Annotated in this window: 21 protein-coding genes and 3 pseudogenes; 12 read left to right on the forward strand and 12 right to left on the reverse strand. The window is 72.4% G+C overall.

Annotated elements, in window-relative coordinates; all coding sequences use genetic code 11:
• Positions 1–111: 111 nt before the first annotated feature.
• From GEV43_RS07705 to GEV43_RS07715, 3 genes and pseudogenes are all read right to left on the reverse strand, one after another.
• A pseudogene (locus tag GEV43_RS07705) lies at positions 112–935 on the reverse strand (isoprenyl transferase).
• A 145-nt stretch (positions 936–1,080) separates the two neighbouring features.
• On the reverse strand, positions 1,081–1,638 hold the full coding sequence (locus tag GEV43_RS07710; RefSeq protein WP_160820086.1) for a hypothetical protein: 558 nt from the start codon (positions 1,636–1,638) through the stop codon (positions 1,081–1,083).
• 166 nt (positions 1,639–1,804) lie between these two features.
• Positions 1,805–2,326 (reverse strand): hypothetical protein, encoded by a 522-nt coding sequence (locus tag GEV43_RS07715; protein WP_160820087.1) that lies wholly within the window; start codon positions 2,324–2,326, stop codon positions 1,805–1,807.
• Between the two features lie 115 nt (positions 2,327–2,441).
• On the opposite strand from GEV43_RS07715, the gene GEV43_RS55900 reads away from it, so the two are divergent.
• The 3 genes from GEV43_RS55900 to GEV43_RS07725 are packed head-to-tail and all read left to right on the forward strand — an operon-like array spanning position 2,442 to position 4,598.
• Entirely contained in the window at positions 2,442–3,272 is an 831-nt protein-coding gene (locus GEV43_RS55900) for an MFS transporter (RefSeq protein ID WP_206681087.1), read from the forward strand.
• Entirely contained in the window at positions 3,185–3,979 is a 795-nt protein-coding gene (locus tag GEV43_RS53215) for an MFS transporter (RefSeq protein WP_206681088.1), read from the forward strand. The genes GEV43_RS55900 and GEV43_RS53215 overlap by 88 nt, the downstream gene beginning before the upstream one ends.
• Positions 3,960–4,598, forward strand: a complete 639-nt coding sequence (locus GEV43_RS07725; RefSeq protein ID WP_206681089.1) for a TetR family transcriptional regulator — start codon at positions 3,960–3,962, stop codon at positions 4,596–4,598. The genes GEV43_RS53215 and GEV43_RS07725 overlap by 20 nt, the downstream gene beginning before the upstream one ends.
• A 37-nt stretch (positions 4,599–4,635) precedes the next feature.
• On the opposite strand, the gene GEV43_RS07730 is transcribed toward GEV43_RS07725, so the two are convergent.
• The 4 genes and pseudogenes from GEV43_RS07730 to GEV43_RS07745 all read right to left on the reverse strand — a co-directional run bounded on the left by GEV43_RS07730 (position 4,636) and on the right by GEV43_RS07745 (position 10,405).
• Positions 4,636–5,823, reverse strand: a complete 1,188-nt coding sequence (locus GEV43_RS07730; protein WP_160820088.1) for a C40 family peptidase — start codon at positions 5,821–5,823, stop codon at positions 4,636–4,638.
• A gap of 190 nt (positions 5,824–6,013) precedes the next feature.
• A pseudogene (locus tag GEV43_RS07735) lies at positions 6,014–8,004 on the reverse strand (thioredoxin domain-containing protein).
• A 31-nt stretch (positions 8,005–8,035) separates the two neighbouring features.
• Entirely contained in the window at positions 8,036–9,403 is a 1,368-nt protein-coding gene (locus GEV43_RS07740; RefSeq protein WP_160820089.1) for an NAD(P)/FAD-dependent oxidoreductase, read from the reverse strand.
• A gap of 67 nt (positions 9,404–9,470) precedes the next feature.
• A pseudogene (locus GEV43_RS07745) lies at positions 9,471–10,405 on the reverse strand (ribonuclease Z).
• Positions 10,406–10,516: 111 nt separating this feature from the next.
• Here GEV43_RS07745 and GEV43_RS07750 point away from each other — a divergent pair.
• A complete protein-coding gene (locus GEV43_RS07750) occupies positions 10,517–10,993 on the forward strand; it encodes a pyridoxamine 5'-phosphate oxidase family protein (RefSeq protein WP_160820090.1) in 477 nt (158 codons plus the stop codon).
• A gap of 3 nt (positions 10,994–10,996) precedes the next feature.
• Here GEV43_RS07750 and GEV43_RS07755 read toward each other — a convergent pair whose 3' ends face one another.
• Complete coding sequence (locus tag GEV43_RS07755) at positions 10,997–11,971, reverse strand: tetratricopeptide repeat protein (protein WP_160820091.1); 975 nt, start codon at positions 11,969–11,971, stop codon at positions 10,997–10,999.
• Between the two features lie 19 nt (positions 11,972–11,990).
• Complete coding sequence (locus tag GEV43_RS07760; RefSeq protein WP_160820092.1) at positions 11,991–12,458, reverse strand: ATP-binding protein; 468 nt, start codon at positions 12,456–12,458, stop codon at positions 11,991–11,993.
• Positions 12,459–12,608: 150 nt separating this feature from the next.
• On the opposite strand from GEV43_RS07760, the gene GEV43_RS07765 reads away from it, so the two are divergent.
• Both GEV43_RS07765 and GEV43_RS07770 read left to right on the forward strand, forming a co-directional pair.
• Positions 12,609–13,463 (forward strand): helix-turn-helix transcriptional regulator, encoded by an 855-nt coding sequence (locus GEV43_RS07765; RefSeq protein WP_160820093.1) that lies wholly within the window; start codon positions 12,609–12,611, stop codon positions 13,461–13,463.
• Positions 13,460–13,675, forward strand: coding sequence for a DUF397 domain-containing protein (locus GEV43_RS07770; protein WP_160820094.1), 216 nt, complete (start codon positions 13,460–13,462; stop codon positions 13,673–13,675). Before GEV43_RS07765 ends, GEV43_RS07770 begins: the two co-directional genes overlap by 4 nt.
• 115 nt (positions 13,676–13,790) lie before the next feature.
• Here the strand turns inward: GEV43_RS07770 and GEV43_RS07775 are convergent, their stop codons facing one another.
• Positions 13,791–14,060 carry a hypothetical protein gene (locus GEV43_RS07775; RefSeq protein ID WP_160820095.1) on the reverse strand — a complete coding sequence of 90 codons (270 nt, stop codon included), beginning with the start codon at positions 14,058–14,060 and terminating at the stop codon, positions 13,791–13,793.
• A complete protein-coding gene (gene mca, locus GEV43_RS07780) occupies positions 14,060–14,917 on the reverse strand; it encodes a mycothiol conjugate amidase Mca (RefSeq protein ID WP_160824378.1) in 858 nt (285 codons plus the stop codon). The genes GEV43_RS07775 and mca overlap by 1 nt, the downstream gene beginning before the upstream one ends.
• A gap of 186 nt (positions 14,918–15,103) precedes the next feature.
• Between mca and GEV43_RS07785 the strand changes: the two genes are divergently transcribed.
• Both GEV43_RS07785 and greA read left to right on the forward strand, forming a co-directional pair.
• The gene (locus GEV43_RS07785; protein WP_160820096.1) at positions 15,104–15,487 is read left to right on the forward strand and encodes a DUF4307 domain-containing protein; all 384 of its coding nucleotides are present in this window, start codon (positions 15,104–15,106) and stop codon (positions 15,485–15,487) included.
• Between the two features lie 193 nt (positions 15,488–15,680).
• Complete coding sequence (gene greA, locus GEV43_RS07790) at positions 15,681–16,181, forward strand: transcription elongation factor GreA (RefSeq protein WP_160820097.1); 501 nt, start codon at positions 15,681–15,683, stop codon at positions 16,179–16,181.
• A 373-nt stretch (positions 16,182–16,554) separates the two neighbouring features.
• Here the strand turns inward: greA and GEV43_RS07795 are convergent, their stop codons facing one another.
• Positions 16,555–17,073: an Lrp/AsnC family transcriptional regulator gene (locus tag GEV43_RS07795; protein ID WP_160820098.1), complete on the reverse strand. Its 519-nt coding sequence runs from the start codon at positions 17,071–17,073 to the stop codon at positions 16,555–16,557.
• Positions 17,074–17,510: 437 nt separating this feature from the next.
• Between GEV43_RS07795 and GEV43_RS07800 the strand changes: the two genes are divergently transcribed.
• The 4 genes from GEV43_RS07800 to GEV43_RS49690 all read left to right on the forward strand — a co-directional run bounded on the left by GEV43_RS07800 (position 17,511) and on the right by GEV43_RS49690 (position 21,014).
• Positions 17,511–18,143, forward strand: a complete 633-nt coding sequence (locus tag GEV43_RS07800; protein ID WP_160820099.1) for an RDD family protein — start codon at positions 17,511–17,513, stop codon at positions 18,141–18,143.
• A 141-nt stretch (positions 18,144–18,284) separates the two neighbouring features.
• On the forward strand, positions 18,285–19,205 hold the full coding sequence (locus GEV43_RS07805; RefSeq protein WP_160820100.1) for an RDD family protein: 921 nt from the start codon (positions 18,285–18,287) through the stop codon (positions 19,203–19,205).
• 244 nt (positions 19,206–19,449) lie between these two features.
• Positions 19,450–20,274 (forward strand): hypothetical protein, encoded by an 825-nt coding sequence (locus GEV43_RS49685; RefSeq protein ID WP_309239514.1) that lies wholly within the window; start codon positions 19,450–19,452, stop codon positions 20,272–20,274.
• Between the two features lie 8 nt (positions 20,275–20,282).
• Positions 20,283–21,014: a M1 family metallopeptidase gene (locus tag GEV43_RS49690; protein ID WP_164717180.1), complete on the forward strand. Its 732-nt coding sequence runs from the start codon at positions 20,283–20,285 to the stop codon at positions 21,012–21,014.
• Positions 21,015–21,115 lie beyond the last annotated feature (101 nt).

The following is a 21,115-nucleotide window of genomic DNA, read 5'->3' on the forward strand; positions in this document are numbered from 1 at the left end:
AGACTGGGGAAACTGCCGGTGGCGCCGCGGTCCGTCCGGGTGCGGCCGGGATTCCCCGCGCGGGGCCGGCCTCGGACGGTGGCGGGCGGGACGGCGCGCGAGCGCAGCCCCTCAGGAACCGAAGCGCCGGTGCCGCGCGGCGTACGAGCGGATCGCCCGCAGGAAGTCGACCTTGCGGAAGTCCGGCCAGTGGACCTCGCAGAAGTAGAACTCCGAGTGGGCGCTCTGCCAGAGCATGAAGCCGGAGAGGCGCTGCTCCCCGAGGTACGGATGACCAGGTCGGGGTCCGGCTGGCCGCGCGTGTAGAGATGCTCCGCGATGTGCTCGACGTCGAGGACCTCGGCGAGCTCCTCGATGCTGGTGCCCCGACTCGCCTGCTCGATGAGCAGTGAGCGCACCGCATCAGCGATCTCACGCCTACCTCCATACCCAACCGCGACGTTCACAATCAGGCCGGGAGCGCCGGATGTCTCTTCTCCGGCATGTTTAAGGATTCGGGCGGTTTTATCCGGAAGCAGGTCGAGTGCTCCGACCGGCTTGACGTGCCAGCCGTCGGCGGCGAGCTTGCCGACCGTGGTCTCGATGATCTCCAGCAGCGGGTCCAACTCGGCGGCGGGACGGCTGAGGTTGTCGGTCGACAGCAGCCACAGCGTGACCACCTCGACCTTGGCCTCGGTGCACCAGTGCAGCAGCTCGCTGATCTTGTCGGCGCCCCGCTGGTGCCCGCGGTTGACGTCGGTCAACCCCATCGACCTGGCCCAGCGGCGGTTGCCGTCGAGGATGACCCCGACATGGCGGGGGGTGATGTCGGTCGGGAGCGACGCCTCGACCCGGTGCTCGTACAGCCGGTAGGCGACGTCGCGGATCGCGGCGTACGGGCCGCTCCGCCGGATGGCGGAGGTCACCCCGCCGCGGGACTGGTCCCGAACCCCCATATGGGCTTCCCTTCGAGCGACCGCTCCTGGATGAGAACGATGCTCAATTATGGCCCGGCGGCGACACTTGTCCCGCCGTTCCGGGCAGTAGGGCACTACCCGGACGGATGTTTGGACCCGGTGCAAGATGGACAGCGGACCGCGTTCACGTGCGGGACGGGCCGAGGACGTCGCGGTAGCTGGCGCCCGCCCGTTCGGCCTCGGCGAGCACGTCGGCGAGGAACACCGACAGCTCCGCGGAGGTCAGCACGGCCCGGACACCGCGCCCGCCCGCGCCCCAGGCGTCGATCACGGCGCGGCGCGCGACCCGCCAGCGGCCCCGCGCGGACTGCCGCGGCCCGAGCCACATCGAGGACGTGCGCAGGGTGCAGCGCAGCTCGCCCGTGCTGACCAGGTCGCCCCGGTCCCGGTAGCGGAACGCGAAGAGCTCCGGCTCGCGCGCGGCGCCGAGCTGCGGAGGGTCGGGGAACCGGTCGTCGGGATCGGGCCAGCGGGCCGCCTGCGGCGACCCGTCGGCGCGCGCCGCCGCGACCCGTTCGGCGAGCGCGGCGAGCGCGTGGCCGCAGCGCTCTCCGACCGCTCCGAAGGAGTCGCCGTCGCGCCGCAGCTCCAGCGTCACCTCGAACGGCGTCCCGCCGCGGTCCACCGACGCCACCGGCACGACCGCGAGGGACGAGCCGTCCAGACAGCGCAGTCCCTTCACCGTTGCCCCCTCGGCCGCACCCCTCGCGCGGCTCCGTGCGGCGCGCGGTCACGCCACTCCAGGCACAGTAGGCCAGGTCGACACCATGATCACACCTCGTCGGGTTCGTGATCACGTAATGACTGCCGCCGGGCGCGGCCCGGCGGTGCGGGCCGCCGGGGGCCGGTCAGGGGTTCGGGCCGGCGGCGCGGGCGCGCTCGACGTACTCCAGGGCCGTGCGCAGCTCGCCGAGCCACTCGTCGGTGTTCTTGCCGACGAGCCGCACGCACCAGGCGAGGGCGTCGCTGCGGCTGCGGGCGACGCCGGCGTCGACGAGGGTGTCGAGGACGCGGCGTTCGGGCTGGCGGAGCCGGGTCATGACGGGGACCGACAGGGTCGTGAACATCTCGCGGTGGTCGCCGCACTCGGCGCCCCAGGAGACCTTGTGGCCGAAGCGGTGCTCGGCCTCGCGCGCGATGGCGATGCGCTGGTCGCGGGTGTCCTCGCGGAAGCGCGCGATGTGGCCGGAGAGGGCGGCGGTCCGCTCGGTCGGCGAGACGTCCCCGGCGGCGGCGGGCTCGGGCAGCCGGCCGACGACGCTGACCTCCTCGCGGTCGACGACGACCTCCGGCGGGCCCTCGAACCAGCCCTCGGGGAGCCGGCCCGAGAAGTACCCCCGGAGCTGTTCGGCTGCTTCGCTCGTAGTCATGTAATCAAAATTACACCTCCATTCGGGGAGCGGCCAGGCCCGAACTGGATTGACAGGCACTCTCTTTTAGGAGTTACTTCCATTTGATACTGCAACTCAAGTGGAGGTAACCGTCATGAGCGTGGCCGGGAACCGGCGCTGGTGGGGTCTGGGCGCGCTCGCGCTCGCCCTGCTGGCCCTCGGGTTCGACCTGACGATCCTGAACGTGGCGCTGACCACCATCTCCGAGGAGCTGCACGCCAGCACCAGCCAGCTCCAGTGGATCGTCGACTCGTACGCGCTGGTCTTCGCGGCGCTGCTGCTGCCCGCCGGGCTGCTCGGCGACCGGTTCGGCCGCAAGCGGATGCTGATCACCGGCCTGGCGATCTTCGGCGCCGCGTCGCTGCTCGGCGCGCTGGTGGACGGGCCCGGCCAGGTCATCGCCGCGCGCATGCTCATGGGGATCGGCGCGGCGATCGTCACGCCGCTGTCGATGTCGATGCTCCCGGCGGTGTTCCCGCCCGAGGAGCGAACCCGCGCGGTCGCGATCTGGTCGGCGTCCATGGCGCTCGGGCTGCCGCTCGGCCCGCTCCTCGGCGGCTGGCTGCTGGAGCACTTCTGGTGGGGCTCGATCTTCCTGCTGAACGTCCCCGTCGTCCTCGTCGGCGCGATCGCGGTCGCGTTCCTGCTGCCGGAGACGCGCGACCCGTCGGCGCCCCGCGTGGACTGGCTCGGGTCGCTGCTGTCGATGGGCGGGATCACCGGCCTGGTGTACGGGGTGACCGAGGGCCCCTCGCACGGCTGGACCGACCCGGGCGTGCTCGGGGGATCGCGGGCGGCTGCGTCCTGCTCGCCGCGTTCGTCGCGTGGGAGCGGCGGATGGACGAGCCGATGGTGGACATGGCGCTGTTCCGCAACCGCTCGTTCGTCTGGGCGCTCGCGGCGGGCGTGCTCGGGACGCTGGTGATGGCCGGGACGCTGTTCCTGATCCCGCAGTACCTGGAGGTCGTCCAGGGCAACAGCGTGTTCGGCAGCGGCCTGCGCTTGATCCCGATGCTGCTCGGGCTGATGGTCGGCGGCTTCGCCACCGACCGGCTCGCCGCCGCCGTCGGCCACAAGGCGATCACGCTCGCCGGGCTGCTCGTGCTCGCGGCGGGGCTCGGCGCCGGGGCGCTGTCGGGCTCGGGCGACTCCTACGCGTTCACCGGGACGTGGCTCGCGGTGATGGGCCTCGGCGTCGGGCTGAGCATGGTCCCCGCGATGGACACCGTCCTCGCCTCGCTGCCGGAGGAGCAGGCCGGACGCGGCTCCGGGCTCGCGCAGACGCTGCGGCAGACGGCGGGCGCGCTCGGCATCGCGGGCCTCGGCAGCCTGCTGTCGTCGATCTACCGCGACCGGATCGAGACCGGCGGCCTGCCGGGCCCGGCGGGCGACACCGCGCGCGACTCGCTCGGCCAGGCCGCGGCCGTCGCCGGGCGGCTCGGCGACGGCGCGCTGCTCGCGTCGGCGAAGGACGCCTACGTCGGCGGCATGAACGCCGCGCTGGCCGCCTGCTCGGCCGTGACGCTCGCGGTGGCGGTGCTGGTGTGGATCTTCCAGCCGCGCCGGAGGCCGGAGCGTGCGGGGCCCGGCGGCGATGCCCGAGAATCGGACCATGAGCACGTCGTCTCCTGAACAGCCCGCCCAACGCCTCCAGGACCGGCTGGCCCGGCTGCCGCTGCGGGAGCGCAAGAAGCTGAGGACCCGGCGGACGATCCAGGACCACGCCCTCCGGCTCTTCGTGGAGCAGGGGTACGACGCGACCACCGTCGAGCAGATCGCCGCCGCCGCGGAGATCTCGCCCAGCACGTTCTTCCGCTACTTCCCCACCAAGGAGGACGTGGTCGTCACCGACGAGTACGACCCGATCATGGCGGAGGTGTTCCGCGCCCAGCCGTCCGGGATGTCGGCCGTCGAGGCGCTGCGGGCCACCATGCGCGAGGTCCTGCCGCAGATGTACGAGGCCGACCTGGAGGCGATCCAGATCCGGATGCGGCTGACCGCGACCGTGCCCGCGCTGCGCTCCCGCACGTTCATGTCGATGCGGGAGGGCACCCACGCCGTGCTCAAGGAGATCATCGCCGAGCGGACGGGCCGCGCGGAGGACGACCTGGACGTCGACACGTTCACGTGGGCGGCGGTCGGCGTCATGATGGCGGCGATGTACGCCTGGGTGGAGGGCAAGACCGACACGCCGCTGCCCGACCTGCTCGACCACAACCTCAGGTTCCTCGGCGAGGGCTGCCCCCTCTGACCCGGGGCGGCGCACCGCCCCGGGACCGGCCGGCGGGTCAGCCGGGGGTGCGGGCGGCGCGGCCGGGGCTGACGCGGACGGCGCCCTTGAGCGTGCCGGTGTAGACGTTCTGGACCTGGACGCGGGTGCCGGTGCGCGGCGCGGCGATCATCTTGCCCTTGCCGATGTAGAGCGTGATGTGCGAGATGTAGCCGGGCGCGGTCGGGTCGTTCGCGAAGATCAGCATGTCGCCGGGCTGGGCCTTGGAGTAGGGCACCACCCAGCCGGTGCGGGCCTGGTCGGCGGCGACGCGCGGCAGCCTGATCCCGGCCCGCGCGAACGCGTACTGCATGAGGCCCGAGCAGTCGTAGCCGCCCTCGGACTCGGACTCGCCGCCCCACACGTACGGCCAGCCGATCCGCGAGTAGGCGGCGCGGATCACCGTGTCGACCTGCTGCGCGGTCATCACCTGGCCGCGCGAGGTCGGGACCTTGCCGCCGGCTCCCGCCTTCGGGTAGTCGATCTCGGGGTTGACCTCGACGGCCTTGGCGCGCTTCGGCAGCGCCTTGCGGACCGCCTTCAGGTACGCCTTGGTCCTGCCCTTCGGAACGCTGATCAGCATCGCGTTCGAGGTCGGCATCCCGAGCGACTGCGCGGCGGTGTGCGAGATGACCGCGTCGACGTCGCTGATGCCCATCGTCGCGTACGCCCCGACGCGCAGCGGCGCCTGCCGGTCCTTGCCGCCGACCGGGACCTGGCTGCCGAGCTGCACGCCGCCGTCGCTGCCGAGCGTGAACGAGATCGCCGCGTCGCCGGCCGCCACGTTCCGCCAGAGCGCGTCGGACTGGGCGGTCGGCTTCGGGGTGTAGTTGCGGAACGTGGACGGCTCCACGCCGAGCAGCCCGACCCGCTTGCCCGCGACCATGCCCTGCACCGCGTCGACGAGCTCGGCGCCCTTGACCCCGCGCATCCCGCGGATCTTGGCGACCGAGTCGGGCGGGAGGGTGGCCGGGGCGGCGACGAGGATGTGCGGCGTGAGCCGCTTGCCGAGCGGCGCGACCGCGGTCGGCGACAGGTTGCTCGCGCCGGAGGCGGCGACGAAGCGCGCCTTCTTGTCGGCGGCCTGGTCGCGGGGTGCCGGGTCGTTCGATCCGTGCGCCACCAGCACCGCCACGTTGGCGGCCAGGGTGGTCACCACCGAAACGCCGATGATCGTCGGTAGAACCCGGCGGTTCGGCTTGCGCACGGCAACACTCCCTCGTCAGTCGGCCAGGCCGGCTCCACGACTATGACCCAGAGACGCGACCATCGTCCAGATACCCGACGCCTCAGCGGCCACGCTGGTTCACAGGGCCGTGTTGCGTCAGCCGTGCCTCTGCTACTCAGTGGTAACACCAACGACCCATGAGATCAAGGTCACGTTGCCACAAAATGGACTAACGGTCCAATTGTCCGGCCAGTTCCCGCGCCAGCTCCGCAGGCGTCCCGACGGGCAGGCGGCACGCGAAATCCCTGCACACGTAGGCCGCCGGCGCGCCGTCCACGAGACCCCGGCCCTCCAGCAGCGGAACGCCGTCCGCGCCCGGCTCGCCCACGCTCACGACCGCGCCCGGCGCGGGCGACATCAGCGCCGTCCGGTGCAGCGCCCGCGTCCGCTCGTCCGCGCCCGGCCCGACCACCGCGACCTCCACCGGCCCGGCCGCGAACGCCTCCGCCACCGCGAGCCCCCACCCGGCGAACCGGGCGTGCTTCCCGGCGAGCGCCCCCGCCGGGGCGAGCGCCGCCGCCGCGGCCTCCCGGTGCCGCGCCGAACCCGTCAGCGCCGCGTACGACAGCAGCGCCCCCGCCGCCGCGAACTGCCCCGAGGGGGTCGCGTTGTCGGTCGGGTCCTGGGGCCGCCGGAACAGCCGTTCGGCGTCGTCGGCGGTGTCGTAGAACCCGCCGTCCCCGTCGGCGAACCGTTCGAGAACGGTGTCGAGCAGCGCCCCGGCCAACCGGACGTGCCCCGCGTCTCCAGTCACGCCGTGCAGCGCGAGCAGCCCTTCGGCGACGTCGGCGTAGTCCTCCAGGACGCCCGCGTTGTTGCCCGCGCTCCCATCGCGCGACGTCCGTACGAGCCGGTCGCCGTCCACGTGCAGTTCCATGAGGAGCCGCGCGATCTCCTCCGCCGCCGTGGCCAGATCCGGCCGTTCGAAGAGCGCGCCGCACTCGGCGAGGGCCGCGACGGCGAGCCCGTTCCACGCGGCGACGACCTTGTCGTCCCGCGCGGGCGGAACCCGTCCGGCACGCTTCTCCAGCAGCCGCGCCCGAACGCGCGCGTAGCGCTCCTCGTCGTCGGGGTCGTTCAGCAGTTGCAGGACGGATGTCCCATGCTCGAACGTCCCGGTCACCTCGAAAAGCTCAGCCGCCCAAGCACCATCGCTCTGGCCGAGCACCTCTTCCAGCTCCTGCGGCGTCCAGACGTAGTACTTGCCCTCGACGCCCTCACTGTCCGCGTCCAGCGCTGACGCCAGCCCGCCCTGCTCCGTCCGCAGGTCCCGCAGCATCCATTCGCACGTCTCCAGCGCGATCCGCCGCGCGAACGGGCTCCCGGACAACCGCCACCAGTGCGCGTACACCCGCGCCAGCAGCGCGTTGTCGTACAGCATCTTCTCGAAGTGCGGAACGACCCAGCCCGCGTCGACCGAGTAGCGCGCGAACCCGCCGCCGATCTGGTCGTACATCCCGCCCCGGGCCATCGCCTCCAACGTGTGCGAGGCCATCGCGAGCGCCTCGCCGTCCCCGGTCCGCGCGTGGTGCCGCAGCAGGAACTCCAGGGCCATCGACGGCGGAAACTTCGGCGCTCCCCCGAACCCCCGCGCACCCGGTCGTACGCCCCGGCCAACGCCCGCACGGCCCCTGCGAGCTGCTCGCTCCCAGGCGCGGCCGTCCCGCCGCCGAGCCCGTTCCCCCGGAAACTCAGCGCGTCCACGACCTGCCGTCCCTGCGCGAGGACGTCGTCCCTCTGCTCGGACCAAGCCTTCTTCACCGCACCGAGCAACGTCTGGAACTGCGCCCGCGGAAAGTACGTGCCGCAGTAGAACGGATGCCCGTCCGGGGTGGCGAACACCGTCATCGGCCAGCCGCCCTGGCCGACCATCGCCTGCGTGGCCTCCATGTAGACGGCGTCGATGTCGGGCCGTTCCTCCCGATCGACCTTGATGTTGACGAACAACTCGTTCATCAACCGCGCGGTCGCCTCATCCTCAAACGACTCATGCGCCATGACGTGACACCAGTGGCACGCGGCGTATCCCACGGACAGCAGCACCGGAACGTCGCGGCGTCTCGCCTCGGCGAACGCCTCGTCGCTCCACTCCCACCAGTCCACCGGGTTGCCGGCGTGCTGGAGCAGGTACGGGCTCGTCGCGTGCTGGAGGCGGTTCATGCCTCCGATCCTGCCCGATCCCGGCGGGGTGTCACGGGGTGGGCGGGGTGAGGGTGTCGAGGGCGGCTTCGATGGCGCGGTGGAAGGTGGGGTAGGCGTAGATCATCTGGCGGAGGGTGTCGGTGGGGACCTCGGCGTGGACGGCGACCGCTAGGGCGCCGAGGACCTCGCCGCCGGCGGGTCCCGCGGCGGTGGCGCCGACGAGGACGCCCCACTCGGCGTCCTGGACGAGCTTGATGAAGCCGTGGTTGCCGACCTTGTGGATCCAGCCGCGGGTCGAGTCGGGGATCGAGGTGATGCCGGTGCGGACGGGCAGGTTCTGGTCGCGGGCCTGCGCCTCGGTGAGGCCGACCGAGCCGATCTCCGGGTCGGTGAACGTGACGCGGGGCACGGCGCGGTACGCGGCGGGCGGGCCCTCCTCGTTGAGGATGTCGCGGACGGCGATCGCGCTCTGGTACATCGACACGTGCGTGAACGCGCCCTTGCCCGTGACGTCGCCGATGGCCCAGACGCCGTCGCCCGCGCGGAGGCGGCCGTCGACCTCGATGGTCCTGGCGTTCTCGTCCAGCCCGGCGGCGGCGACGCCGAGGCCCTTCAGGTCGGTGCGGCGGCCGGTCGCGACGAGCAGGCGTTCGGCGGTGAAGCTCTCGGAGCCGGTGCGCAGGGTGAACGCGCCGTCGGCGTGGGAGACGGAGGTGACCTTGGCGTTGGTGCGGACCGTGATGCCCTCGCGTTCGAAGACCTTGGCGAGCAGTTCGCCGGCCTCGGGCTCCTCGGGGCCGACCAGGCGCGGGCCGGCCTCGACGACGGTGACCTCGCTGCCGAAGCGGGAGAAGACCTGGGCCATCTCGACGCCGACGACCCCGCCGCCGAGGACGGCCAGGGAGCGCGGCGCCTCGGTGGCCTGGACGGCCTCCCGGTTGGTCCAGTAGGGCGTCCCTTCGAGCCCGTCGATGGGCGGGACGGCGGGCGCGGTGCCGGTGTTGATCAGGATGCCCCGGGACGCGTTGAGGACGCGGTCGCCGACCGTGACCTGGCGCGGGCCGGTGATGCGGCCCCGGCCGCGGACGAGCGTCGCGCCGCGGGAGGTGAGGCGGTCGGCGGCGGCCTTGTCGTTCCAGGAGTCGGTGGCCTCGGTGCGGATGCGGGCGGCGACGGGCGCCCAGTCGGGCCGTACGGTCGCCTCGCCGGCCATGCCGGGGACGCGGCGGCCCTCGGCGAGGAGATCGGAGGCGCGCACCATCATCTTGGTCGGAACGCACGCGTAGTACGGGCATTCGCCGCCGACGAGCCGTTCCTCCACGGCGGCCACCTTCAGGCCCGCCTCGGCGAGCCGGCCCGCGGCCTCCTCGCCGCCGGGGCCGAGTCCGATCACGACGACGTCCACGTCTTCAGCCATGGCCGGATTGTGCCCAGTACGGGATCATGTCTCACCGGGACGCGCGGCAAATACCGCCCAAGAGCGGTCAGCCCCGGCGGCGCGCGGGCATCTCGATGCGGTCGAGGTCGTGGACGAGCACGATGTCCCCCGAGAACGCGTCGGCCGCCTGCTCGACGAAGCGGTGCTCGTCCTCTTCCCGGTAGCGCTCGGAGAAGTGCGTCAGGACGAGCCGCCGCACGCCGCCGTCCGCCGCGACGCGTCCTGCCTGCCCGGCCGTCAGGTGCCCGTACTCCTCGGCGAGCGCCGCGTCCTCGTCCAGGAACGTCGATTCGATGACCAGCATGTCGGCGCCGTCCGCCAGCTCGCGGACGCCGTCGCAGAGCCGCGTGTCCATCACGAACGCGAACTTCTGCCCCGGCCGCCGCACGCTGCACTCCTCCAGCGTGACCGTCCGCCCGTCGGGGCGGTCACCGCGCCGTCCGCCTGGAGCCGTCCGACCAGCGGGCCCCGGACGCCGCGCGCGTCGAGTTCGGCGGGCAGCATCGTCACCCCGTCAGGTTCTTCGAGGCGGTAGCCGTACGCCTCGACGGGGTGCGAGAGCCTGCGCGCCGTCAGGGTGAACGGCGCGCCGCCCGTGTCGAGGTCCGCGCGCTCGCCGGAGACGGGCCGGGCGCGGATCACGTCGGTGTCGCGGAACACCGCCGCGTGCCGGAGCCGTTCCCAGTACTCCGCGCCGCTCGCGGGGAACGCCGCGTCCACCCGGTGGGAGACGCCGTCGCGCGCGATGCGCTGGACGACGCCGGGCACGCCGAGGCAGTGGTCGCCGTGGAAGTGCGTGACGCAGAGCCACGTCAGGTCGTGCGCCGAGACGCCCGCGCGGACCATCTGCCGCTGCGTCCCCTCCCCGGGGTCGAACAGCAGGCCCTGCCCGTCCCAGCGCAGCAGGTAGCCGTTGTGGTTGCGGGCCTTGGTCGGCACCGCGCTGGCGGAGCCGAGGACGACGAGATCGCGCACCGACATCCCGCCATGATCCCGCGAACGCGCCCCGTCCCGCCGCCGCCGGGCCCGCCCGTGGACCGAACGCTATTCTGATCCCGGGCGCGACCAAGCGGACCGAGCGAAGGAGAGCCCGTGGCGGGCAGCAAGCGAGACAAGATCAAGATGTCGCCGGACGAGGTCGCCGCGTACCTCGCGGACAACTTCAAGGTCCAGGTCGCCACCCTCGGCAAGGACGGCGGGCCGCACCTGGTCACGATGTTCTACGCGCTGCTGGACGGCAAGATCGCCTTCACCACGTACAAGTCCTCGCAGAAGGTCCTGAACCTGCGCCGCGACCCGACGATGACGTGCCTGGTCGAGGACGGCGTCGAGTACGCCGAACTGCGCGGCGTCGCCCTCTACGGCCGCGGCCTGGTCATCGAGGACCCCGCCGAGCGGTCGAAGGTCGGCCTGGTCGTCGGCTCCCGCATGGCCGGACTGCCCGTCCCGAAGATCGGCGAGCCGATCGACCCCGTGGTCGCCGAGGGCATCGAGCAGGCCCTGGCCAAGCGCGTCCTGATCGTCATGGAGCCCGACCGCGTGGTCAGCTGGGACCACCGCAAGGTCTGAGCCTCAGCCCCGGCCGCCCAGCGCCTCGGCCTTGGCGCGGGCGGCGCGTTCGGCGTCACGATCATCGCGGTCCCGCGCCGCGTCGGCGAGGTGGTTCCACAGCTCCGCCTGCCGCGACACGGCGTCCTGCCCGCGCATGATGTCCATGGCCTGCCCGAAGAAGTCGATCGCCGTCTCGGGACGCCCCGTCCTGAGGTACGCCTCGCCGAGACTCGTCAGGACCCGGCCCCGGTTGTAGGGGTCGGGCCGGTCGAGCGCCAGGAACTCGTTCGGCAACGGCTGGAGCAGCCCGATCGCCCGCTCGTGATCGCCCGACCCGCAGACCGCGCGCCCCAACGCGTGCCGTACCAGCAGGACCGCGCGGGCGTCGCCGCCTTCCTCGGCCAGCGCGACCGCGGCCTCCAGCGCCTCAACGGCCTCCCGCCAACGTCCCCGGCGGGCCAGGACCAGCCCCAACGCCTCGTTCGCGGCGGCCTCGCCCGCCTTGTGGCGCGCGTCGCGCGCGATGTCGCGCGCCGTCCGGACCTCCCGTTCAGCGTCCTCGTCACGCCCGAGATCAAGGAGCGCTTGCCCGGCTCGGACACGCATATGACACTCGGCGCGCCGGTCGCCACTGCGCGCAGCATCGTCGGCCGCCGCGAGATACCAATCCAGAACGCGCCGCAACGCCGCGTCCCGTTCCTCTGGGGACTCCTCAGCCTCCACCCGTTCCCGCGCCCGATCACGCAGCGCGTCGTCCAAGCGGAACCGTTCGCCGTCCTTGACGATGAGGGTGCGATCGTCCAGAGCCCCCAGCGCCTCCCGTACGGCGTCCTCGGACGCGCCCGCGAGAGCCGCGGCGGCACCGACCTCGAACGATCCCTCAGGGAGCAGGCCGAGCAGCCGGAACAACCGCGCGACGTCTACCGAAAGGCCCTGGTAGGCGTCCTGGAAGTTGGCGCACACGCTGGAGTCCTCCCCGGCCCCGAGAAGATCCAACCCGCGCCCCGTACCGCCCTCACCTCAAGAAGAACGCGGTGACCGTACGACTACGCGCATCCCCATGCCATCGCCACCAGGTCGCGTACGCATCCACCGTCAGAAGCCCACGCCCTCCCTCCGCGAAGGCGTCGAGCGTCTCCCCCGCCGTCCGGAGAACGGGCTCGTTCGGCCCGCCCTGGTCGATGACCGCGACGGCGACGCCCCGCCTCCACCGCCGGACCTCTGTGACCACCAGGCCACCCGGCCGGGCGCTGCGGGTGTGCCGGATCGCGTTGGACAGCAACTCCGACAGCACGAGGAGGATGTCCCCTTCCAGCGGATGCCCGGCCAGAAGCGGCCGCGAGATCTCACGCACCTGAGCCACCTGGTCCGGCCGCCCGGGAAACCCCCACCTCCAGCACATCACCGGCAGGAAATCACCGCAGGCCAGCCGGTCCGCCACCGCCGCCCCGCCCGCTCGCCGGTCCTCCACAGGTCCCGCCATGGCTCGCCACCTCCGGTCGCCGTTCCACCACCACCCGCACGCTCTTGGTGGCATCGTGTGAGCACAGAATTACGCACCGCAGCGCGATTCGCAATGGTGCGATACGCATTAGTGCCAAGATTCTTTTGTCGGATGGTGAGAGGAGAAGAGATGATCGAGGTGCCCACGGTCCGGCGTCGCCTGCTCGGCGCGGAGCTACGCCGCTTGCGGGACAAGGCGGGACTGACGCTGGAGGACGCCGCGAGGATCCTCGAATGCGACCGATCCAAGATCAGTCGTATTGAGACCGGACATCGGGGCATGCGCCCGAAGGAGCTCCGCGAGTTGCTCTCCGAGTACGGAGTGGACGAGGCCAGGCGCCATGCCCTCGCGGAACTCGCACGCCAGGCCAACAAGCGGGGCTGGTGGCAGGACTATGAAGACATCCTCGCGGAGCCCTACCAGGACTTCATCAGTCTGGAGGCGAGCGCGGCGTCGATCTGGGCGTACGAGGCGCAACTGATCCCAGGTCTCCTCCAGACCGAGCGTTACTCGGCGGCGATCGCCGAAGCTAGCCTGGTCAAGGAGTCCAAAGAGCAGCGGGAGAGGTTCGTCGCGGTACGGATGGCCCGCCAGCGGGTGCTCAACCAAGGGGAACCATCGCTCGCCTTTTGGGCCATCCTCGGGGAGGCGGCGCTTCGTCAGAGGGTCGGTGGAATAGACGTGATGCGCGAGCAACTACACCGCCTCGTCGAACTCAGCTCCGATCTGCCGAACGTCAACCTCCAGGTGCTCCCGTTCGACGTGGGCGCGCACGCGGCCAACGCGGGCACGTTCGTGCTCCTGACCTTCCCCGAGCCCACGGATCTCGGAATCGTCTACCTGGACAGCCTCACAGGCGGCATGTACCTGGAGGAGCCGAGGGACGTCAACAGGCATAGGCTGGTCTACGAACACCTGCGCGCCTCGGCGCTCCCTACTCAAGCCTCGATCAAACTGATCGAGAAGGTGGCAAGAGAACTGTGAAGAGCACGCCCCCCTTTGATACCGACGAGCACTGTTGGCGCAAGCCACGGCAAAGCAGCAGCGAGGGAAATTGCGTTGAAGTCGCGGATCTTGGCGGCGGTGTCGCCGTCCGCGACTCCAAGAACCCGGACGGCCCGATGCTCACGATCACGCCGGGTGGCTGGCGGACGCTCGCCGACCGCGTTAAGCGGGGAGCGTACGACCTCGCTTGAGCGCGGGTGAACTGAATCGGTTTTGAGCCGCTGGGTGCCTGTGGGCTCTGCCGTGAGCATTGTCGCCGGTGGCAGAGCCCATAACGCGACGATCTCCCGCCGGAGGGGCGGGAGATCATGGGGACGCGGGGTCAGGTGTCGGTCTCGTCCCTTGTCGGGTTGGCGGGGGCGGGGACCTTGCCGGACTTGGCGGCTTGGGCTCGTTCCCACTCCTGCTGCTTGAGGTCGGCCTCCTTGGGGCCTGGATCTTCTTGATCTGCTTGTTCATGGAGCGGATCAGGAAGAACGTGACGACGGCCAGGGCGATGAACACCCCGAAGCCCAGGAAGCCGGGGCTGACCGTGTCGTTGTTGAGGGGAATCGCTACGGCGGCGAGTGGAAGCACTACAGAGACACCTTCTCCCGAATACCGGCGAACAGGTCGTCCTCCGGCAGCTCGGTGTCGACCAGGGACCTGGCCAAATGGTAGTCCTCGGTCGGCCAAGCCTCGCGCTGGACGTCCAGTGGGCACACGAACCAGAACCCGTTGGGGTCGATCTGGGTGGCGTGCGCCAGCAAAGCCTGGTCGCGGGTCTCGAAGTGGTCGGCGCAGGGGACGCGGGTCGTGACGTCCCAGCGGGGCGGTTCGCCGTCGTCGTGGCGCTGGAGCCACTCGTCGTAGGGCGACTCCAGGCCGGCCTTCTTCATCGCGGCGTTGAGCGCGACCATCCGTTCGCGGGTGAACGTCATGTGGTAGTAGAGCTTCAACGGCTGCCAGGGCTCGCCCGCCTCGGGGTAGCGCTCGGGGTCGCCCGCCGCCTCGAACGCCTCGACCGACACCTCGTGGCACTTGACGTGGTCGGGGTGCGGGTAGCCGCCCCTCTCGTCGTACGTCAGGATCACGTGCGGGCGGAACTCGCGGACGGCGCGGACGAGGGGCTCGGTGGCCGTCTCCAGCGGTTCGAGGGCGAAGCAGCCTTCGGGGAGGGGCGGCAGCGGGTCGCCCTCCGGGAAGCCCGAGTCGACGAACCCGAGCCAGCGCTGCGAGACGCCCAGGATCTCGCGGGCCCGCGCCATCTCCTCCTCGCGGACCTTGCCGATGTCGGCCTTGACCTCCGGGCGGTCCATCGCGGGGTTGAGGATGTCGCCGCGCTCGCCGCCGGTGCAGGTGACCACGAGGACCTCGACGCCCTCGGCGACGTACCGGGCCATCGTGGCCGCGCCCTTGCTCGACTCGTCGTCCGGGTGGGCGTGCACCGCCATCAGCCGGAGCGGCGCGGCCGGTCCGGACGGGTCGAGCGTCGTACCGTGGATGGGCTCGGACACCTGGGGATCTCCCTCTCAGCAAGCTCTACCGACTGCGGGAGCGGACCCCGGTGCGGAGCACGCGCCACGACAGAAGAGAATTGTCCCTGACAACGTCCGCACACCGCACGGAGATTCCCCGCCATGGCCACGAGCGTGCCAGCACCACCGATCACCGAGAAGCGCCGCGGGAGGCTGGGCTACATCGTGATCGGACTGGTCGCCGCCGTGTGCGCGGGCGGGTTCGCGTTCGTGTTCGCGCACGTGGGGCAGACCCCGGGCATCGCGGCCCAGACCATCGCCTACGAGGTGCTGAACGACACCTCCGTCAAGGTCAGCTACTCGGTGGCCAAGGCCGGGGACGACACGGTGCGCTGCACGGTGGACGCCTACGACACCGACCTGGTGGTGCTCGCGCAGCACGACGTGACGCTGCCGGCCGGGTCGTCCAAGATGTCGAGGACCGACACGCTCCAGACCCCGAAGCGCGCCACCGGGGCCCGCGTGCGGGACTGCCGGAAGGTGTGAACGGGCCCGCCGCGACGGGCGGACGGCCCGGTGGAGGCGGGACGCTTTGGCTGGTTGCGGGCGAGCGCTTCAGGGAACCTTTACCCGCACACACCGGATAGGCTAGAGGTTTCACCCGGCCGCACTTCATGTCGATGTGGCGCTCTCCCTCCCCGGGCGAGCGAAGATCGCAACATGTGGATGAGGAGTACCCGTGACCGAGACCCGCGCTGACAACGTCACCTGGCTGACCCAGGAGGCGTACGACCGGCTCAAGGCTGAGCTGGACCACCTGTCGGGCCCGGGCCGCATCGAGATCGCTCAGAAGATCGAGGCGGCGCGGGAGGAAGGGGACCTGCGCGAGAACGGCGGCTACCACGCGGCCAAGGAGGAACAGGGCAAGATCGAGGGGCGGATCATCCAGCTCCAGAGCATCCTGGAGAACGCCCGCGTCGGCGAGGCGCCCCGCACCGAGGGCACCGTCGGCCCCGGCATGACCGTCACGGTCGCCTTCGAGGGCGACGACGAAGAGGTCACCTTCCTGCTGGCCTCCCGCGAGGAGAGCGGCGCCCCGATAGACGTCTACTCCCCCAAGTCCCCGCTGGGCGCGGCGATCAACGGCAAGAAGGTCGGCGCCAAGGCCTCCTACACGCTGCCCAACGGGCGCAGCATGACCGTCGAGATCATCGACGCCACCCCCTACGGCGGCAACTGACCCGCCTCCGGGCCACCGCGCCCGCACGCGCCGGGAGATCGTCCGGTCCGCCGCCCCTCGCCCGGGGCGGCGGACCGCTGCGTTTCACGGCCATCCGGTCCTCACGGGCGCCGGAGCCGTTACGGCGAGCCCTCACGGAAGCCGTACGCGGACGGCGGGGCGGGGCGCGGGCGTCTCACGGCCGTCGCGCGACGGGCGCGGAAGACCTGCGGTGGGCGGGGCGGGGCGCGGGCGTCTCACGGCCGTCGCGCGACTGGCGCGGAAGACGTGCGGCGTGCGGTGGGCGGGGCGGGGCGCGGGCGTCTCACGGCCGTCGCGCGACGGGCGCGGAAGACGTGCGGCGTGCGGTGGGCGGGGCGGCGGGGCGGGCGTCTCACGGCCGTCGCGCGACGGGGGCGGAAGAAGGCTCGCGGCGGGCGGTGGGCGGTGCGGCGGCGGCGCGGACGAGGGGGAGGGTGCGGTACGGGACCTGGGTGGCGAGGGAGATCACCGACGAGGCCCGTTCCACCCCCTGGACGTCCACGATCACGTCGATGACGCGCTGGAGGTCCTGGTTGCTGCGGGCGACGACGCGGCACAGCATGTCGCCGCCGCCGGTGATGGTGTGCGCCTCGATCACCTCGGGGACGGCGGCGAGCCGTTCGGCGACCGGGTCGTGCCCGCCCGCCTGCCGGATCTGCAACGTGACGAACGCGGTGACGCCGTAGCCGAGCGCCGCCGCGTCGATCTCGGGGCCGAAGCCGCGGATCACTCCGGCGCGCGCCAGCCGGTCCAGCCGGGCCTGGACGGTTCCGCGCGCGACCCTGAGCCGCCGGGACGCCTCCAGCACGCCGATGCGGGGCTCGGCCGCGAACAGCTCGATCAGCCGCCCGTCCAGTTCGTCGATCGCCACCCCGCCGCCCTCCGCGCCGTCCTGCCGGTGCCCGGCCGAGCACTGCGCACATTGCCCGGCCGGTTCGCGAACGACTGTACAGACTGACCAGGGAGCCGTCTCCGGGTGCCGTCCCACGCCGGCGGCGGACGCGCGCCGGCCGTCCGGGAGCCGTCGGGTAGGGCGCTGACCTCGTGGGCCGCCGGTTCCGGAGGCGGCCGTCAGACAGCACAATGGGGCGGCATGACCCAGCCACCGCAGGACCCCGGCCCCTCGTCGCCCGACTGGAGCCCTCCGGACGAGCCCGCCGACCGTCCGCCTCCCTACCAGGGCGCGTACGGCGAGAAGCCCGGCTACGGGCCGCCCGCCCCCGGACAGCAGCCTCCCGTCGCCCCCGGCGGGCCCCCGGCTCCAGGGCAGACCCCGCGCAGGGCCAGCCTCCCTACGGGCAGCAACCCGTGTACGGGCAGCCGGGGTACGCGCCGCCCGGGCCCGGCCAGCAGGGGTACGGGGGGCAGCCCGCGTACGGCCCGCCCGGCTACGTCGACCAGAAGGCGCTGTACGCCGGCCGGTGGGCTCGGCTCGGCGCGGCGGTGCTGGACGGGCTCATCATCTTCGTCGTGTCGATCCCGTTCATCCTCCAGGCGATCCGCTGGGACCGGATGGCGGACATGGCCGAATCGGGCGAGTCGATGTCGGACCCGGCCGACGTCTACAACATCCCGAGGCTGCTCGCCGGGTACGCGGTCGCGTTCGTGCTGGGCTTCGCCTACTACACGGTGCAGCACGCGAAGTGGGGGCAGACGGTCGGCAAGCGCGCCGCCGGGATCCGCGTCGTCCGGGCGGACGACCATCTCGCGGTGAGCTGGGGGCAGGCGGCGGGACGGCAGGCGTTCGTCTACGGGCTGGCCATCCTGTCGGGCCTGCTGAACGTGGTCGGCGCCGTCGGGCTGCTCGCCAGCGTCGCCGGGCTGCTCGACAACGCGTGGATCCTGTGGGACGAACGGCGGCAGGCCCTGCACGACAAGGCCGCCAAGACGGTGGTGGTCAAGGCCGGTTCGTGGGCGCCGAACCCGTACGCCCGGCCGTGACGCCGCCGCGCTTTCGCCGGTCTTAGCCCCTTCCCGTTCCGTTCTGGAACGGCGGCAATTCTTGGCCTGTGCAGGGCAAATATTCGCCCGACCCGGGCGCGGCGGCGTTTGCGGGGCTTCCCCTGAGCCCACTTTGACGGCATGACGCAACCGCCGAACGACCCCGCGCCCGGGGGACAGCCGGACGAGCCCGACCAGGACCGGGGCCGACAGCAGCAGCCGTACGGCGAGCAGCCGCGCCGGCCCGAGGGGCAGCCGGGGCAGGAGCAGCAGCCCCCGCCGTACGGGGGCCAGCCCGGTCACGGCAGCGGGCAGCCCCGACAGCCGTACGGCGAGCAGCCGGGGTACGGCGGGCAGCAGCAGCCGGGGTACGGGGAGCAGCCGTCCCCGTACGGCGGCCAGGGCGGGCAGCCCGGCGCGTACGGGCAGCAACCGGGGTACGGCCAGCCAGCCTACGGCGAGCAGCCGCCCTACGGCGGACAGCCCGGGTACGGCGGGCAGCCGGGGTACGGCGAGCAGCCGCCTCCGTACGGCGGGCTGCCCGGGTACGGAGGCGGGCCCGGCGGCTACGTCGATCCGGCGGCGGGACTCGCCGGCAGGTGGGCGCGCCTGGGCGCGGGCATCATCGACGGGATCATCCTGGGCGTCGTGTCCGGGCTGGTCTCGCTGCCGTTCGTCGACTGGGGACGGGTGTTCGACCCGCCGGACGACGGGTCGTCCTGGGACGGGGGCGGCGGGCAGTGGGGCGGCAACGCGATCGGCGTCATCATCGGGTTCCTCTACTTCTGGCTGATGACGGCCAAGTGGGGCCAGACGCTCGGGAAGAAGCTGCTGCGCATCCGGGTCGTCCGGCAGGAGGACCGCGGGCCGGTGAGCAACGGGCAGGCGGCGGGTCGCGCGGCGTTCTACAGCGTGCTCGGCGGCTTCTGCGGCTGCATCGGGCTGATCGACATCCTGTGGATCCTGTGGGATCCGCGCAGGCAGGCCCTGCACGACAAGGTCGCGCGGACGGTGGTCGCGAAGGCCCCGCCGGACGAACCCGACCCGTACGCGGGCCGCTGACCCCGGGCCGTTCGGCGGTGGGGACGGGCCCGGCGGGGGCTTTCCGGGTTGCTGACCGCGCCCGTGCACGGGCAGGCTGGGCGGCGTGAACCAGGCCGCGAGCTCGACCGACCAGCGCCGTCCCGCCTCCCGACCCGCGTCGGGCGACGGCCCGCGCCCAGGCCCGGAGGCCGCTCGACGCCCAGGCCCGCACACCGCACGGCGGGCCGCTCCCCATGCCGTCTCGCGGGGCGTGTTCCGGGGCGTGGCGGGGCTGGCCGCGGTCGCCGTGGCGGGTTCGCTGGCGGCCTGCTCGTCGTCCGGCGGGAACGGGAACGGGGGCGGGCCGTCCGCGTCCGCCCCGGCGCCGCCGCCGGGCGCGTCCGGTCCGGCGGGGCAGGGGTCCATCGGCGACCCGTACGTCCCGGGCAACGGCAACGGCGGGTACGACGTCCGGCACTACGGCCTGAAGCTCGCGATCACGCCCGGCGGCGCCAGGGAGCTGGACGGCACCGCCGAGATCACCGCGACCGCGACCGAGCGGCTCAGCCGCTTCAACCTCGACCTGACCGGCCTCGACGTCGCCGGGGTGACGGTGGACGGCGCGGCGGCGCGGCAGCGGCGCGACGGGGACGAGCTGGAGGTCACCGCGCCGAAGCCCCTGGCGAAGGGCGCCGAGTTCACCGTCGTGGTGCGCTACTCGGGCACGCCGAAGCCCGTGTCGGACCCGATCCTCGGCAAGTACGGCTGGATCCGCACGTCCGACGGCGTGTTCGTCGCGTGCCAGCCGAGCGGGGCGCACACCTGGTTCCCGAGCAACGACCATCCGAGCGACAAGGCCACGTTCGACTTCCAGATCACCGTGCCGAAGGGGCTCACCGCGATCGCCAACGGCGAGCCGTCCTCCGGCGCGCCGAGCGGCAACGGCGGCGACGGCGGCGGCTCGGGGGCTCCGGCGGTTCGCCCGCCGACCCGGGCGCGCCGCCCGGCGGCCCGTCGGCGCCCCCGGGCGGCGCGGGAGACCCGTCCGTCGTCCCGGCCGCCGCCCCGGTCGCCGCGCGCGAGACGACGACGAGCACGTGGCGGGTGAAGGAGCCTATGGCGACGTACCTCGCGACGGTCGACGTCGGCCGGTTCGGGGTGCGGACGGGCAGGACGCCGGGCGGCATCCCCGTCATCACGGCCGTCGACCCGCACGTCAGCGGCGTCGACCTCGACTCCTTCCACGCCAAGAACGCCGAGATCACCGACGAGTGGGTGCGCCGGTTCGGGCCGTACCCGTTCTCCTCGACCGGCGGGCTGATCGACGACGCGTCGGTGGGCTTCGCGCTGGAGACCCAGACGCGGCCGGTGTACGGCGCGTTCGGCGTGGACGAGACGATCGTCGCGCACGAGCTGGCGCACCAGTGGTTCGGCGACAGCGTGAGCCTGACCCGCTGGCAGGACATCTGGCTGAACGAGGGCTTCGCCACGTACGCCGAGTGGATGTGGGACGAGAAGAGCGGCGGCAAGTCCACGCAGGAGCACTTCGACGAGCTGTACGGCGATCCCGGCAACCGCGAGCTGTGGGACGTCCCGACGGGCAACCCGGGGCGCGCGCAGATGTTCGGGCGGTCGGTGTACGACCGGGGCGGCATGACGCTGCACGCGCTGCGCAAGAAGATCGGGGACGCGAAGTTCATGGCGGTCCTGAAGACCTGGAGCCGCGAACGGCGGCACTCGACCGGCACGACCCGGCAGTTCATCGAGGTCGCCGACCGCGTGTCCGGGCAGAAGCTCGACCCGTTCTTCAAGGCGTGGCTGTTCGAGCGGGGCCGCCCGCCGCGCTGACCCCCGCTCGGCCGCCGCCGTCGCCGCCCGTCGCCCGTCGCCCGTCGCGGCGTCGCCCTGCCCCAGGCAGGGTGAACGACGGGCAATCAGTCGGGAAAGCG

This window comes from Actinomadura sp. J1-007, from assembly GCF_009793335.1.
Classification (GTDB): Bacteria; Actinomycetota; Actinomycetes; order Streptosporangiales; family Streptosporangiaceae; genus Spirillospora; species Spirillospora yumaensis.